We start from the raw sequence: 15,119 nt of genomic DNA, 5'->3' as shown, positions 1-15,119 counted from the left end.
GTTAGACGCTCCTGCCTATTAAAAGTTGCGAATAATTCCAAGCTTCATTTTCAACCTTATAAGCTGACTTCTAACGTATTCGTAAATTCTGGCACACAAACAGACCGATATAACTATGTACATCGGTCTGTACGATATCATTTTGTAGATTCATTACGTATAAACTTGCTTGAATAAGTAATTAACTGTTCCACAAACGTATTTACGCGCAATATGATATCCGGATTTTGCAGCAAATAGCTTTCATTTTCAATCACAAAATCGCTATTGCAAGCAGCTACTTGAGCAGGAATCGCCAAACCGAGCAATCCTCGTATGACAATTCTAAGATGATCCAATGGCTGCGTACTTCGTAGCCCACCTCCATTAGCCATTAACCCGACTACTTTTTGTTTAAATATGTCCATATTCGTCCAATCCAACGCATTTTTTAAAACGCCTGAATAAGAATTGTGATAATTGGGCGAGCCTACTATAATCGCATCCGCTTGTTGTACACATTCAATAAAACGTTGCACGACCGCATCTGGATAAAGATGCGGATCATGATGATATGCAGGATCAACCATCGGTAATGGCGTTTGGCGTAAATTCCAAATAAGCGTCGTCCATCCGGCTTGTTGCAGACGTTGTTCCGTATACTGCAATAAGGCAAGGGTATGTGCGTTTTGGGCTAAACTTCCACAAATCAGCAAAGCATGTGGCATTTTGTTCACTCCTTTAATCGATAAAGTTAAGGTAAATTCACAGTCGTGTTGACCGTTTGTTGTTGAATATGATTTGTTTTGAACCAAACCAAATACAATCCAATGGCTGTAATGAATGAATAAACAGCGACTATAAACAATGAAGTGGCAAAACTGAACACGGATAACAGTCCACCGATTACCAAATAGGCAAAAGCGTCCGCTACATTGCCAATGCTGGAACGCACAGCCATTACTTTACCCAACATATTGGTAGGGGATTGCACTTGTAATACAGTGGTCATATTCGTTCCAGAAATCGTACTTCCTAGTCCGAGTATACAAGCAGCGATGACAATCATCGTCATCTGATTAGCGTACGCCAACATAATGTACGCTACACAACGGATCACATAACCCATAAAAACCCATTTCACATGTTGTTTGATCGTAAGCTGGGCTAATGCCAAAGAAGACACCATCGCGGAACAAGCAACAGCAGACATTACAAACCCCAAATTCTGCTCACCACCAGCACCAATAAATTGCAACAATTTAGGAATGCCAAGTTGCAATACACCTACACCAACTAACAATTGAAGCGCAAAAGCGATCATCATAATAAAAATAGTTCGATTTCCTTTGCATATAAAAGTAAGCCCAAGCCATGCATCATACAAAATATTATCTTTCTTCCACATATTGTTCCACGTTAACTTTGTATGAGCGAAAGCAGGATATTGAATAAAATAAATAAACAAAGCTGAAAGCATATAACTCAAACTATCTATATAGAGCAAATTAGCCACATCAAAATGAAACAGCAACAATACACCTCCAAGCGAAGGACCTAGCATTAAACTCAAATTTTCGGTAGAACCCATATACGCATTAACCTTATTCAGCTCATTTTTGTCATTAACTAACAACGGAACACTAGCTTGATTGGCTGGATGAAAAAAGGCACGAAAGCTCGTAATCAGAAAGCTAACGATAACAATTTGCGCAACATTTAATACGCCTAATTGATGTGCAATCGGAATCCATAATGTAATTACGCCTCGCGCCAGATCGCAAAACACCATTAACTTTTGGCGATTTAAACGATCGCTAACCGCTCCACCAATCATCCCAATAAACAAATAAGGAATAACAGATGCAAATAAAACCGCACCTGCTCCTAATGCACTTTGTGTATATTCAAGCGATAACAATGTTAAAGCAAGTGTATAAATGGACGTTCCAAACAGAGAAGTCGTATTGGCTAACCATAACAAAGCAATATTACGATTCATAGCGACCTCCATTCTCTGAACACTCAAATGAAATGAGTACAGGTTGTTGAGCAACCATATGTTGCAAGTAACTGACAAGCGTATTGGAGCTATTGATATTGGGCAATGTATCGTGTGCAGAATACTTGTTCTGAATCACATCATAATAAACAAGCCGATCCGCAGCACGCAAAAACTGGCTGACTGAATAATATTGTTTGGCGTTATGATGTCCCCAACGTGTACGCGCCCACTTCTCCAGCCAATCGGTTCGTCCCTGCAAATCGATCAACCATCGCTTCACAACCGCAACAAAAGCGAGCCGTTCATTTTTACCGCATTGTACGCCAAAATAATGATAATATTGCGATCCTGATACAATAATGCTCTGTACGATTCGGTAGGCGAGTCCGTCTTCACGAACTCTTTTCTCCAATGTATCCATATCTTGCTCGGTCAATCCAAATGCTGCTTCTTGCACAATAAAAGTAGCTCTATTTATGAACGGAATAGGATATACAACAGCAATTCCATCCCAATTGCTTTCATAGCTAACTAAACAACGATCCGTCCTATCATATGTTATGTCGTTAGAACAAGCTGAATTCAAAGACTGTACTTCATAGGTCTTTTTTACGGCATCTTTGATCTCGATCTGCATGGCGGATGGTAAAGCAGCAGCAAGGCTGATCCCTTTTAACAACAGTCCTTGATCTGCGGAACAATGGACGAGATCATTGTCTTTTAACGCTTCATACACATTCCATTTCAAATCATCTTCGAGTCTTTTTGGACGAACAGAAACAGGAGCTATCTCTGTTGCATCATATGGTAGCAAATGAATGGCGGAACACATAGATTGAATCGAATGTAAAACATCAATAGCTCGGAAAAAAGAAAGATGGATGATCGTCTCATTTCCTTCATAACGAATCGCTTCTATCATTCCATTTGCATATAGTTTTGAGGGCAAATCAGCTTTTTGCAGCAAACGTGGCGATCCAATGCGGTATAACATATGATAGCGCTCAGCTAAAGGCGTGTATGTCATATGAAAATAAGGCGTATTGGACGACCATCCTTCACCACTGCACAACCGATCATGTTGCCAAAAGGAAGCGCCCTCTTGATTCGCCAAAAATTTTTGGGGCTGACTATATTCGTTTACCCGTATGCCGCTTAATAAACGAACTCGGTTTTGATCGGAATGGGTATACATCCTCTGCGACATAAGCTGTTTAGATTCATTTGTATGCAACAAAGTATATGGCTGGTACGTGGATAATATAGATCGATCAGTACTAAGACCTACCATAATAGATCGCTTTAATTGATCGATGACAAGCTGGGATGCAAATTGAAGTTGCTGTAGATCGAGTAATTGCTGTTGCCAATTGCTCCAATCCAATACGGGTCTTGTCAGCAAATTTTCTCGTTTACGTACATATTCGATGATAAGCTTTAATTCAGCGCTTTTATATTCAGCTTCAGTAATAGGTATTTGCATCAATGACAACAATTGCGGTATCTGTTGTTCAAACACGGCAAACGTTGCAGTCGATGAGTCAAATGTAATAATTCCCGCCTGCTCGTACATAAACATTCGTATATGGATGTTTGTACGATTGGCATAACTAGACGAGTCAAATCGTTTCTGCCAAATCGCCACTAGCATGGAAGCCGCAGACGGTGTAATAGCTTTATTGTCGTTCAATCTCCATCCACCACATTGCAAATCAATCGAGCGAGCGTCATGCGCTATGACGCTTGAATCAAAAAGGGCGTACCCACCATACCGATGCTCGCTAAAATCCGTCTGCTGCTCCATGCTACCAACATGCCATTGCTGCACATAAGGCTGCATATAGTCAAGCATGTCGTTTGCGTTCCACGGTGCACTGCCTTCTATTTTTATAGGTGCTGGATAGGCACGAGTATACGCATTCAAACACTCTGTTGTAATCTCACTGAGACTATCTTTATTGCCCAAAATGCTGCACCCATAACCGTGACCGCCAAAGACGGCAGCTTGTAATTGTTCCAAATATACAAGCCTGGTGTTCAAATAAAACTGGTCTAGTTCGCGCAGCACAATCCGAATCTCTCGCTGTACTTCATCTTCATTCCATTGTAGCTGACACAAAGTGCTCAAAAAATGAAGCACCTGCTTTAACTGTGTTACAGTTGCAATCATCGTAAATTCGGTCAAATCGCGCGTCGTTTTCGCTGTAATCTCTGTTACGAAAGGAGCGATCCGACTCGCAATCAGGTGCTCCAACAGATGAGCAACACCTGGCACCATCGCAGACGCAGCACCGACCGGATAATAAAAAGTTAGTTTACCCGTTGTTCGATAAGGAAGTTCTTCCCAATTCAATGTTGTCGCCTCGGTTAGTGTCCCCATAATGCCCTCCATAATATTGATCAATATATTGAAGTGAATCGAACAGACTATACCTTGGTCGATAATTATAGTTGTCTATTGCTTTTTGAATAGGCAATGGTTGTAAGAGCGATGCCTCTCCAGCTTGATTAGGGTAAAGTAAAGTGCTCGGAGCAATACCAAAAAATCGTTCCAATTCATAATAAAGCTGCCTTGGAGACACTATCTTTCCTGAACCTATATTTAATAATTGCGCATCTGCTCGTTGTACTAGCGGCTTTGTGCCCAGTAAATAAGCAACAAAGAAGGCGAGATCACGAACATCCATCATTTCCAAATCTGTTTGTAATTGACGGAATGCACTCCAATCCGAAGCCGATTGTATGAACAAACGATTGATCGCCGTACTCATCCAATTGCCGCTTTTGGCTGGGTTCGGTCCTAGCACGCCGACAGGTCTCAAAATAGTCGCATGTAGCGATGTCTCGACAGCCAATCTAGTTATAAATTGCTCACTGTATAGCTTGGAAATACCATATGCGCTCACCGGCACAGGCAATACATCCTCTTGTCTATTGGTAGCTTTACCATAGACAGCGAGTGAACTTATGTAAATCAAATGTTCCGGTGGCAAAACTGCACAAGCTTCATACACCGACATCATCAATCTCGCTTCATTCATCACGGCAATACCGGCGTGTTTTGCAAAAGTATCATGCATCGAACCGGCTGCAATGACCAACTGCCGTATATTATATTGCTGAAAAAGCTGCAGCAACTGTTCTGTCGTACCGATCGCTATATCCGTCATAGCAGAGGGCTCTATCCCTGACACTTGTTGAATATAATTCTGTTCCAAATGAAACCCAACCACTCTCACATTGTAACCTTGGGCAAGACAACTTTGCGCAATATGGCTTCCTATTAACCCACCACCTATAATCAATACCGTCATGTTATAGCCTCCTGATTGGTAATGATCTCATGATAGAGATGACTTATGTTCTGTACTGCACACAAAACGCGCTGTTCATCCGCCCCCATACTAAGCCTAATCATTTGCTGTGCTTGCTCACCAAATTCGCTACCTGTCATTACTAAAATTTGATATTTTTTATAAATCAGCACCGCAAACTCAGCAGCACTCACATTCAGTTGGCTAATATCCAAACAAACGAATATGCCAGCTTTGCAAGCATAGAACGGGACATTGGCATTACGCAGCAACTGATGTGCTTTTTCTATTGTGCCTAAAATTTGTGCTGACAATGTACATGGATAATCTGCATAATAAGTTAACGCATATAATGCGGCTCGTTGCGAAAAGGATGGAGCCGACATGCTCGTATTCCAACTACGACTCATTAATGTACGAATCATGAGCGGATGACCGACAATACAGCCCAATCTCGCGCCAGCCATCGCAAATGCTTTAGAAAAACTGTACACTAACAACGTTTGCTCAGGTAACCATCGAGCAGGGCTATAAAATGGTTGTCCGCCAGCAAAATCACGATATACCTCATCTGAAATACATAACGCTTTATACGTTTTGCATAAAGCGCAAAATTGCTCTACAACTTCTGGCGGTGGCACGATACCTAAAGGGTTGTTAGGAAAATTCCAAATGACCGCGCTTGCTCCTTGCTGTAACTTCTGCTCTAACATCAGCAAAGTTTCGCTCCAATTATTTTCCGTATGGAGTGGGTATTGTTCATAAGCGATATCCATTTGGGACAACAATTTATGATACAGCGGAAAACCTGGATTGGGAATGAGCACCGTTTTGTTTTTCAGCAACGAATAAATGACTGCAAGCGCTGCAGACGCACCGTTTGTAACCATAATATGATCAGCCGTAATCGTTGTATGTTCATAAGCACTTTGCAAATGTTCAGCTAATCGTTCACGCAGCTCCCGTAATCCACCTGATGGCACATATCCTTCCCACACATCCAAAGCCAATTCTGAAACATACTTTCGGATCGCTGGATGCGGTCCTCCACGAATATCACCAAATGATAAATCCAGTACGGTTTCGGATCGATTTATGTGCATGGCGTTTGCCTCCTTATGGGCGAATGCTGATTTCCACACCGCATTCGTCAATAGGTAATGTAAGTGTCTTCGTAAACAATGCTTTATTGGTCACTACCTGATGATACGCTGCAAAATCTTGCTGAAACTTAGCAATCAACGGATCATGTGCCAACACAATCGCTCCTTTGCTCAGCTTCGGTAGCCACTGCTGTAACAATGGAGCATAATCCGACTTTCCATGATGTTCTACATCGATAAACAGCAGATCAATGCTGCCATCTTCATAATTTTCGGTAGCAGTATAAGCATCTTTGTTAAAAATATGCGCCTGTTGCAAGCGACTTCGCTCCATATTCAGCCGCGCCAGCTCACAAGCTTGCTCATTAATATCAAATCCATCGATCACGGCATCAGGTTTGCTTTGTAAGCCTGCCGCCATCCATAACATCGCATATCCGCAATAACTTCCTAACACAACGATATGCTGAATCGTTTGCGTAGAACTTATAGAAAATAATAAACGTTCCATCACTTTGCTAATTGTAGTGGAGGATACGTGTACTTGTGATGCCACAAAGCGTTTAAATTCGTGAAATGAAGCTGCATCAAATGTCGCGTCACTGGCGAGCAATTCATAATCGACAAGACGCGCAATCAGCTGTTGCATTTTGTTGTCCAAAGAATGGGGTTGCACGGACGTTTCCGCCATCATAAAACCTCCTGACGATGTTGCTCAGCAATGCGTTGCCCCAGTTGATACAAATCATTCGCAATCCGCGTTCTCGTCGCTTGATCGGTCTGCCTTAAATTGCCTACTACAATATCTTTCGGTGCGACGGTAGCGCCCATTGCGCTAAACGTGGCTCGCAGTTGCGAAGCTCCAAGCACAGCATCCGCGTACTCAGCACCTACAACGACTAAAAAAATCGTCTTCCCTTTTAAGAAGTCCGCTTGTTCAGGATAATCGTATAAAGGTCCTCCAAGCACATTGAGCGCATTAATAAATCCACCGGACAATGTACGCCAATAGGCAGGAGCCGACACAATAATATGTTCAGCTTCCATAACCGATTCATACCATTGCTTCACACTAGCTTCGGCATATTCCAAAGGCCCTCTGCCATCAAAATAAGGTAGCTGCAACTCACGCAAATCCACGTAATTATAGTGATCATAATGATGATCAGCAAAACTTTTTTGCACAATTTTTAGCAGTTCACGAGCAGCTGATTTACTATCTTTGCTTGGGCCCGGTTTTAAGCTTCCACAGACGATAAGCGTTTTACCGGAGATATGAGAATTATTCAACATGATTATCCCTCCAAACCTAGCGAGATACCGGTGTTATTTTTTGTTTCATATGCGCTAAATGTTCATCTTGATTAATCAAAAAATCATTCATATCGACATCAGGCGTCATTTCCAGATCAACGGAAGGATGATAAGATGATAATTTACTTTTAGGCATTTTCAGTTTATAAGTAGCTACTTGAGACCATATGTCCACTCGTGATTGAGCAAAAAACTGACGTTCCGCTTGGGCGATACGCGGTTCTTTTGCAAATTGAATCATCTTATTCCAAATGCGTTCCGGAGTTTGCTGTTGCATTTCTTGCATCGCTTTCAAACATCCAATCAGTTGTCGCTTACATTCTGACCAGTGAGCCAACGACCAGGATAGTTCCATCCCTAACTCATAATAATCAAATGCTTGCTCATACTGTCCTTTGTGAAAGAAAATATATCCTAACGCCTCATTAATTCCTTCCAAATCCAAACGATCCTCTTGTCGTGTAGCTTCATCCCGTGCCTTTAACAGTAAAGAAATAGCTTTTTCAAGTTCGCCAGCCTTCCAAGCAAGCATTCCTGTGCGGTACTCAAATGCATGTTGATTTTTTAGCAGTCGATTAAAAGCACTTTCCCACATTTTCAATGCATTTTGATAATCGCCTTTAATTTCAAGCAAAAAAGTCATATTGGACAGTAAATTATAACGCAAATATAAAGCACCAGGATTGTTATCTTGTTTGATAAGTTGGAACGCGGTACGCTCCCGATAAAACACAGCTTCAAGTTGCTGCTGTTTGTCTGAACCGGTCAAACGCGATGCGGCAACAGTATCCATAAAACTTAATCCGTTGTAGACCCAGCCCCGTTCTAACCGATTTTGCTCATCGGATTCATTCACTAGTGTTAATGCTTTTTGATAATGTTCATTAGCAATGTCTAGATTATAAAATCGTTTTACCGCGAGCAATGCACATAAACATTCAATATGCGCTTGAACAGGTAACGAACGAGCATGTACAGCTGCAGTTTGGAACAACGTATACGCTTGATCATAAAGAGACAAATTAGCATGAACAAGTCCACAAATCCGATACGCTTCCTCGCTTACGACCGGTTTGTTAAACGCAGCAAAACATGCCAAATACGCATTTTCATAATTTTGTGTTACAAGTGCCAAGGCGGCATCAGCTAAAATTCCATACTCGGATGCTTGGTAGGAACAATTGTGGTATGTAGCAACCGGTACTTCACCTGCACAAATGAGCGGTGATTGTTCACTCAGCAAACGTTTAAAAATTCTTGCGCGTGCAACCGCAATACTGCAACTAATATCAAACGGTTCATCCAGTTCCGTAATCGCAGGAATCGCACAAGCAAATCGCAAAATTAATCCGGTCTCTCCGAACGGCATCAGCTTATATAAACGATTAAGCAACCGAATGGAAGGTCGATCCAGCCATTCTGCTTGCTCGATGATACAGACGACTCGTTTGTTCGTATGCATCGCTAGTGCTTCAATAAGTCGAACCATTTTAGCAGCACTTTGATCGATCCATTTGGCAGTCGTATTTGATTCACGACTGATTCTGCGAATAATGCTATAAATAATGGAATCAGAGTTCATGTCCAGTCTTTTCCAGCTATTCATTAATTGTTCAAATGAATGACGCGTATCGTGTACGAGCTTAAAATTTACGCCAGCCTGTTCAGCGTAAGTGATCAGCTGATTCCAAATATGTTCTACGGTGGAGTATGCTGCAAAAGAACGATCTTCGATGGAATAATGGATAGGGATGCACTGTTCCAATGACAATGAATCTGCATGAAATGGGGCAAGTTGCTCGATCCAGATGATCGGCTGTGTCGTTAAACGTTCCGGCAAAATCTCACTTATGATCACTATTCTCACTCCTTTATATGCGGAATAGATATAAAGAAAAGGGACGAGCGTCCCTTTTCACAAGCAAGTATTCTTTTCGTACCATCGTCATTACCATGCCACAACTAGGGAAGCAACTTCGATTTCTTCCGTTTGTGCTTCTTCAGTTTCGATGCTCAAATCTTCCAAAAATTCCAGAAGTTCTTTTTCCATATTTACACCTCCTCTATGTAGTTTTTGGTATATTGTGTTGCACCTAAAATTTACAACATCCCGATTTTGATGTCAATATAGTTCACTTAATTTTTTTAATTTTTTCCATTTTTTTATATTTAACATCAAAAAAGGGACTTTATTTAACATAAAGTCCCTTTTATATCATTATATGATTATAATTCTATACGTTTTTTTGACATCATGTAATGTTATATCACTCTTAACCTACACAAACAAATGTGCCCCACGTGTACGCTCGTATTCGCTAATATCCGCTTCATGTTGCAGCGTCAGACCGATATCATCCAACCCTTGCAGCAGAAATTGACGACGGTGCTCGTCCAGATCAAACTGAATTTCTAAGCCTTGATCATCGCTAAGCGTTTTGCTTTCCAGGTCGACTTTCAGACGGTAGCCTTCATTCGCATACGTACGCTCGAACAGCTCTTGTACTTGCTCCTCAGACAGCTTGATCGGCAAAATGCCGTTTTTGAAGCAGTTATTATAGAAAATGTCCGCAAACGAAGGTGCGATGACACAGCGGAATCCATAGTCCATAATCGCCCACGGTGCATGCTCACGGGATGAGCCACAACCAAAGTTAGCGCGCGATACGAGCACAGAAGCGCCTTTATAACGCGATTTGTTCATATCGAAATTTTCGTTCACATTACCTTCTTCATCCCAGCGCCATTCATAAAACAGAAACTGTCCAAAACCAGTACGCTCAATCCGTTTCAGAAACTGCTTCGGAATGATCGCGTCTGTATCTACGTTTACCCGGTCAACCGGGGCTACAATACCGTCCAACTTTTTAAATGGTTCCATTGTTAAAAACTCCTCTCAATTCGGTTCGTTCAAGTTAGCTTAATACAGGCTCGGATTTAAATTCCCAGTCGCGCACATCGGTAAAATGTCCTTTGATCGCTGCTGCTGCTGCCATTGCAGGAGATACGAGATGCGTACGTCCGCCGCGTCCTTGACGACCTTCAAAGTTACGGTTGGAAGTGGAAGCACAGCGTTGTCCAGGCTTCAGCACGTCCGGGTTCATCGCCAGACACATACTGCAACCCGCTTCACGCCATTCAAAACCAGCTTCTTTGAAAATAACGTCCAGTCCTTCTTTTTCCGCCTGCAATTTCACGCGACCAGAACCCGGTACGACGATTGCGGTCAGACGATCGGACACGGTATAGCCTTTTGCCACCTGTGCAGCAGCGCGCAAATCTTCGATCCGACCGTTGGTGCAAGAGCCGATAAACACATAATCGACCGGGATTTCTGCCATCGGTGTGCCTGGTGCCAAATCCATATATTCAAGCGCTTTTTCAGCCGCTTTGCGTTCATTTTCAGTAGTAAAGTCTGCCGGATTCGGTACGGCGGATGTGATGTCTGTCCCCATACCTGGACTTGTGCCCCAGGTTACTTGTGGGATTAACGTTTCCACATCAAATTCGATCACATGATCATAATAAGCGCCTTCATCGGTAGTCAGCTCTTTCCAACGTGCGACCGCTTCGTCAAATGCCGCGCCTTGTGGTACGTACTGCCGTCCACGCAAGTAGGAAAATGTCGTTTCATCCGGTGCGATCAGGCCCGCACGTGCGCCACCTTCGATCGACATATTACAAACGGTCATACGTTCTTCCATCGACAGAGCGCGAATCGCTTCGCCGGTGTACTCGATCACATAACCAGTTGCAAAGTCAGTGCCGTATTTGGCAATCACGCCGAGGATCATATCTTTGGCGGTTACACCTGGTTTACGTTTGCCGTTAAAACGAATTTCCATCGTTTTGGACTTCGATTGCTGCAAACATTGCGTCGCCAGTACGTGCTCAACTTCACTCGTTCCGATACCAAACGCAAGTGCGCCAAATGCGCCGTGTGTCGATGTATGGCTATCGCCACAAACGATCGTTTTGCCCGGATGCGTCAAACCAAGTTCCGGCCCCATAACGTGCACAACGCCCTGGTCGATCGTATTCAGATCAAACAGTTTAACACCGAAATCTTGACAGTTTTGCGTTAACGTATCGATCTGTTGCTTGGAAATCGGATCGGTAATATTAAAACGGTCAAATGTCGGCACATTATGATCCATCGTCGCAAATGTCAGCTCTGGACGACGAACTTGACGATTGCTAAGACGCAAGCCTTCAAATGCTTGCGGTGATGTTACTTCGTGCACGAGATGCAAATCAATGTACAGTACGCTCGGTTTGCCTTGCTCGCTGTAAATTTCGTGATTGTCCCAAATTTTTTCAAATAATGTTTTTTTACTCATCGTATTCACCCCATCTTAAATTGAGATCAGACTTTGCCTCGATTTTCGCCAGAGCATATGTACACTCTGTCTTGCCTTCGGACCCGAAAACCGATGTGTCTCATCCTAAATGACTTCAATTATTGCGTGTGACTCATTCATTAACTGAATCATTGCTCGTCACCGATTCATGCACTGGCTGGATCGTTGCCGGCAGCTTTATCAACGCCTGCATACTCTCCACTTCATCCCACTCTGTACGCCTGTATGCTATGGAACGACTGTTTATAATAACTACAATATAGCATTGTCAGAGCGATAGGTCTAAGATATTATAACTATAGAAGCTATAGGTTTATCTTATAAGCGAACCGTCTGTTTATTCCGTTAAAACAACCGGATAGCGCTACCTATTTTCTGTTTTTTGGACACTGACTTCACTTTTCTTAATACTCACTTCACAAAGGAGCTTTTACATTATGGAACTTCGACAACTACAATATGCGCTGCAAATCGCTGCCGAGCGCAATTTTTCGCGTGCTGCCGAGAAACTGCATATCGCCCAGCCTTCGCTTAGCCAGCAGCTGTCCAAGCTGGAAAAAGAACTCGGTGTGCTGCTGTTTCAGCGCAATACGAGTACGGTAGAGCTTACCCAAGCGGGAGCAAGCTTTGTCGAACATGCGCAAAAAATTATCGATTCGGTCGAGCAATTGCGCCGCGAAATGGCGGACATTTCCCAATTGCAAAGCGGGCGTGTCATCGTTGGCAGTATGCAAATTACCGGTTCCCATCTACTGCCCCATGTGCTGCCTGATTTTCGCACGCAATATCCGCAGATTGAAGTGATGCTGCTGGAAGATACGTCGCTCAATTTGGAAAAGCTAACCGCGAGCGGACAGACCGATCTAAGCTTGTTGGCGTTACCGCTAACCGAACCGTCGCTCACGTATGAGCCGGTTGCCGAGGAGCTAATCGATCTTGCTGTACCGCCCAATCATCCACTGGCAGAGCGTTTTCTGGCAGGCGATCATACCCCGGTAAAGCTGTCCGAGCTGCGAGACGAATCGTTTATCGTGCTCAAAAAAGGACAAGGCTTCCGCAAAATTGTGTTTGATGTGTGCAAAGAAGCTGGTTTTGAACCGAAAGTTGTATTTGAAAGCAACAATATCGAGACGATCCAGTCGCTCGTCGCTACCGGTATGGGCGTGACGTTTGTACCGCATTATATCGCCAGAGCGCGCCGTGGCGAATTTTTGCCGGTTTATTTGCCGCTCGCAGAGCCGATTCCAAGCCGGACGCTTGTGCTAGCACGACGCAAAGGACGTTATTTGTCCAAAGCAGCAGAAGCATTTATCGAATCGTTTAAACATACGATGGAACAGGTCGTGTCGAAAGAACAGCTGTAATGGCAATGGCAGACGACCAATGGATAGGTCGGTATGGACGTCATATGAATACATTGCGATAATGATTCGCCCTTCCAGTTAACGAAGTAGTAAATAAAATTACACAGTTGCTTCCCACTCCATTTGGACGTACGCCTTTTATACACAAAACCTATTACATTGACTGCTTTAAACATATAGTTTGATGTTGCATAGTAGACTGTCTCAATTAAAAATCAGGTTCGAACATACCTAAACATGTTCATTATCAAGCAATTATGAAGTAGGCATACCGTGAATTTTTCTAAGACAAGCTAATAGATTTCCACCAAAATTAAAATTTAATACAGTCAAGTTATACTGCACACTCTGTTTATTTTATTCAGTTGATTATTAAAAGTAATAATAGTACGATAGACATAGATTATACGTGCTGTCACCGGACGTATGCCTACTGGCTACGAATGGAATGGTGTATAACATAATCACCAATACCGGAGGTATAAACAATGAAAATCGATATCTGGTCTGATTACCAGTGTCCGTTCTGTTATATTGGCAAAGCTAGACTGCAAAAAGCGTTGGCGCAATTTCCACATGCCGACCAAGTGGAAGTAAATTTTAAAAGCTTTGAACTAGACCCATCCGCCGAGCGTGATGTACCGATGACGAACAATGAAATGCTCGCCAGCAAGTACAACACAACGATCGAGCATGTTCGCCAAATGAACAACAATATCGGCGCACAAGCTGCACAGGAAGGTTTGCATTTTGAATTTGATGCGATGATTTTGACGAACAGCTTTGACGCTCATCGGCTGATGCAATTTGCCGTTTCCAAAGGCAAAGGCGCGGACATGAACGAAGCGCTGTTCCGTGCCTTTTTTACCGATTCCCGTCATATTGGCGATCACAATACACTTGCCGATATCGCCGCTGAAATCGGATTGGATCGCCAGGAAGCGCTGGACATATTGCAAAGCGATCGGTACGGCGAAGATGTGCGCAGACATGAACAGCTCGCCGGACAACTTGGTGTTACCGGTGTACCCTTTTTTGTAATCAATGATAAATATGCCGTCTCCGGGGCGCAACCAACCGATACGTTCACCCGTGCGCTGAACGATATTTGGGCGGAAGAACAGCCACTGCAAATGTTAGGCGATGCTGCACAAGGTGCGCAATGCACGGATGATGCTTGTGCTGTGCCTGCTACCGACAACGAGTCAGACAAACAGTAATTCGCTAAATTGCATTTGATACGTTATGTACGATCCAACAAGAAGCCAGCTCCTGACATGATAGTAGGAGCTGGCTTCTTGTTCTTTTATAAACGGATAGTCGATAGCACACCATGCAAGTACCAAACTACGCAGGCGATGAGCTGTTCATACAGTAAGAAAGCTCCCATCCACATTTTACAAAATAGGCTATTCAGCTTGTACGCAACATGTAAACTAGACTCGATCTACATATACACAGCTTCTGACTCGCTCTAGTACCTAGACCAAGATTAATTTGAGTGTTAAAGCTGGAACAAGCTATTATTTATCAGGATTCCAGTGCATGATCAAAATTAACATTTAACTTGGTCAAGGTGCTAGATCAAATGTTTATACTCTATCCGTACAACACTTTACTCCATCGTCTCGGTGGAAATGCTATTGCTGTCACACCAATACGATTAAACCAACAAGCTC

At 43.0% G+C, this 15,119-nt stretch carries 12 protein-coding genes; 2 read left to right on the top strand and 10 right to left on the bottom strand.

What is annotated here, in order from left to right:
- Window positions 1-137 precede the first annotated feature (137 nt).
- The 10 genes from U1I11_RS08770 to leuC form a co-directional block, all read right to left on the bottom strand.
- Window positions 138-794, bottom strand: coding sequence for an NADPH-dependent FMN reductase (locus U1I11_RS08770; RefSeq protein ID WP_322905689.1), 657 nt, complete (start codon window positions 792-794; stop codon window positions 138-140).
- Window positions 734-1,981 (bottom strand): MFS transporter, encoded by a 1,248-nt coding sequence (locus U1I11_RS08765; protein WP_322905688.1) that lies wholly within the window; start codon window positions 1,979-1,981, stop codon window positions 734-736. The genes U1I11_RS08770 and U1I11_RS08765 overlap by 61 nt, the downstream gene beginning before the upstream one ends.
- The gene (locus tag U1I11_RS08760) at window positions 1,971-4,364 is read right to left on the bottom strand and encodes a peptidase M16 family protein (protein WP_322905687.1); all 2,394 of its coding nucleotides are present in this window, start codon (window positions 4,362-4,364) and stop codon (window positions 1,971-1,973) included. The genes U1I11_RS08765 and U1I11_RS08760 overlap by 11 nt, the downstream gene beginning before the upstream one ends.
- Window positions 4,300-5,298, bottom strand: a complete 999-nt coding sequence (locus U1I11_RS08755) for an NAD-dependent epimerase/dehydratase family protein (RefSeq protein ID WP_322905686.1) — start codon at window positions 5,296-5,298, stop codon at window positions 4,300-4,302. Before U1I11_RS08755 ends, U1I11_RS08760 begins: the two co-directional genes overlap by 65 nt.
- Window positions 5,295-6,401 (bottom strand): pyridoxal phosphate-dependent aminotransferase, encoded by a 1,107-nt coding sequence (locus U1I11_RS08750; protein WP_322905685.1) that lies wholly within the window; start codon window positions 6,399-6,401, stop codon window positions 5,295-5,297. The genes U1I11_RS08755 and U1I11_RS08750 overlap by 4 nt, the downstream gene beginning before the upstream one ends.
- Before the next feature lie 13 nt (window positions 6,402-6,414).
- On the bottom strand, window positions 6,415-7,095 hold the full coding sequence (locus U1I11_RS08745; RefSeq protein ID WP_322905684.1) for an O-methyltransferase: 681 nt from the start codon (window positions 7,093-7,095) through the stop codon (window positions 6,415-6,417).
- The gene (locus tag U1I11_RS08740; RefSeq protein WP_322905683.1) at window positions 7,092-7,694 is read right to left on the bottom strand and encodes an NADPH-dependent FMN reductase; all 603 of its coding nucleotides are present in this window, start codon (window positions 7,692-7,694) and stop codon (window positions 7,092-7,094) included. Before U1I11_RS08740 ends, U1I11_RS08745 begins: the two co-directional genes overlap by 4 nt.
- A 16-nt stretch (window positions 7,695-7,710) precedes the next feature.
- Entirely contained in the window at window positions 7,711-9,573 is a 1,863-nt protein-coding gene (locus tag U1I11_RS08735) for a tetratricopeptide repeat protein (protein WP_322905682.1), read from the bottom strand.
- A 420-nt stretch (window positions 9,574-9,993) separates the two neighbouring features.
- The gene (gene leuD, locus U1I11_RS08730; RefSeq protein ID WP_322905681.1) at window positions 9,994-10,596 is read right to left on the bottom strand and encodes a 3-isopropylmalate dehydratase small subunit; all 603 of its coding nucleotides are present in this window, start codon (window positions 10,594-10,596) and stop codon (window positions 9,994-9,996) included.
- A 34-nt stretch (window positions 10,597-10,630) separates the two neighbouring features.
- The gene (leuC, locus tag U1I11_RS08725; protein WP_322905680.1) at window positions 10,631-12,055 is read right to left on the bottom strand and encodes a 3-isopropylmalate dehydratase large subunit; all 1,425 of its coding nucleotides are present in this window, start codon (window positions 12,053-12,055) and stop codon (window positions 10,631-10,633) included.
- A 458-nt stretch (window positions 12,056-12,513) separates the two neighbouring features.
- On the opposite strand from leuC, the gene U1I11_RS08720 reads away from it, so the two are divergent.
- Both U1I11_RS08720 and U1I11_RS08715 read left to right on the top strand, forming a co-directional pair.
- Window positions 12,514-13,440, top strand: coding sequence for a LysR family transcriptional regulator (locus U1I11_RS08720; protein WP_322905679.1), 927 nt, complete (start codon window positions 12,514-12,516; stop codon window positions 13,438-13,440).
- A 488-nt stretch (window positions 13,441-13,928) separates the two neighbouring features.
- Window positions 13,929-14,660, top strand: coding sequence for a DsbA family oxidoreductase (locus U1I11_RS08715; RefSeq protein WP_322905678.1), 732 nt, complete (start codon window positions 13,929-13,931; stop codon window positions 14,658-14,660).
- Window positions 14,661-15,119 lie beyond the last annotated feature (459 nt).

This window comes from Paenibacillus campi (assembly GCF_034659835.1).
Classification (GTDB): domain Bacteria; phylum Bacillota; class Bacilli; order Paenibacillales; family Paenibacillaceae; genus Saccharibacillus; species Saccharibacillus campi.
The sequence above is the reverse complement of the archived record's forward strand: the minus strand, read 5'-3'. Positions and strand labels throughout refer to the sequence as shown.

Coding starts and splice junctions, on each gene's coding strand:
- U1I11_RS08720 (WP_322905679.1), top strand. CDS start 12,514: ATGGAACTTCGACAACTACAATATGCGCTGCAAATCGCTGCCGAGCGC.
- leuD (WP_322905681.1), bottom strand. CDS start 10,596: ATGGAACCATTTAAAAAGTTGGACGGTATTGTAGCCCCGGTTGACCGG.
- leuC (WP_322905680.1), bottom strand. CDS start 12,055: ATGAGTAAAAAAACATTATTTGAAAAAATTTGGGACAATCACGAAATT.
- U1I11_RS08765 (WP_322905688.1), bottom strand. CDS start 1,981: ATGAATCGTAATATTGCTTTGTTATGGTTAGCCAATACGACTTCTCTG.
- U1I11_RS08715 (WP_322905678.1), top strand. CDS start 13,929: ATGAAAATCGATATCTGGTCTGATTACCAGTGTCCGTTCTGTTATATT.
- U1I11_RS08755 (WP_322905686.1), bottom strand. CDS start 5,298: ATGACGGTATTGATTATAGGTGGTGGGTTAATAGGAAGCCATATTGCG.
- U1I11_RS08745 (WP_322905684.1), bottom strand. CDS start 7,095: ATGATGGCGGAAACGTCCGTGCAACCCCATTCTTTGGACAACAAAATG.
- U1I11_RS08740 (WP_322905683.1), bottom strand. CDS start 7,694: ATGTTGAATAATTCTCATATCTCCGGTAAAACGCTTATCGTCTGTGGA.
- U1I11_RS08750 (WP_322905685.1), bottom strand. CDS start 6,401: ATGCACATAAATCGATCCGAAACCGTACTGGATTTATCATTTGGTGAT.
- U1I11_RS08760 (WP_322905687.1), bottom strand. CDS start 4,364: ATGGGGACACTAACCGAGGCGACAACATTGAATTGGGAAGAACTTCCT.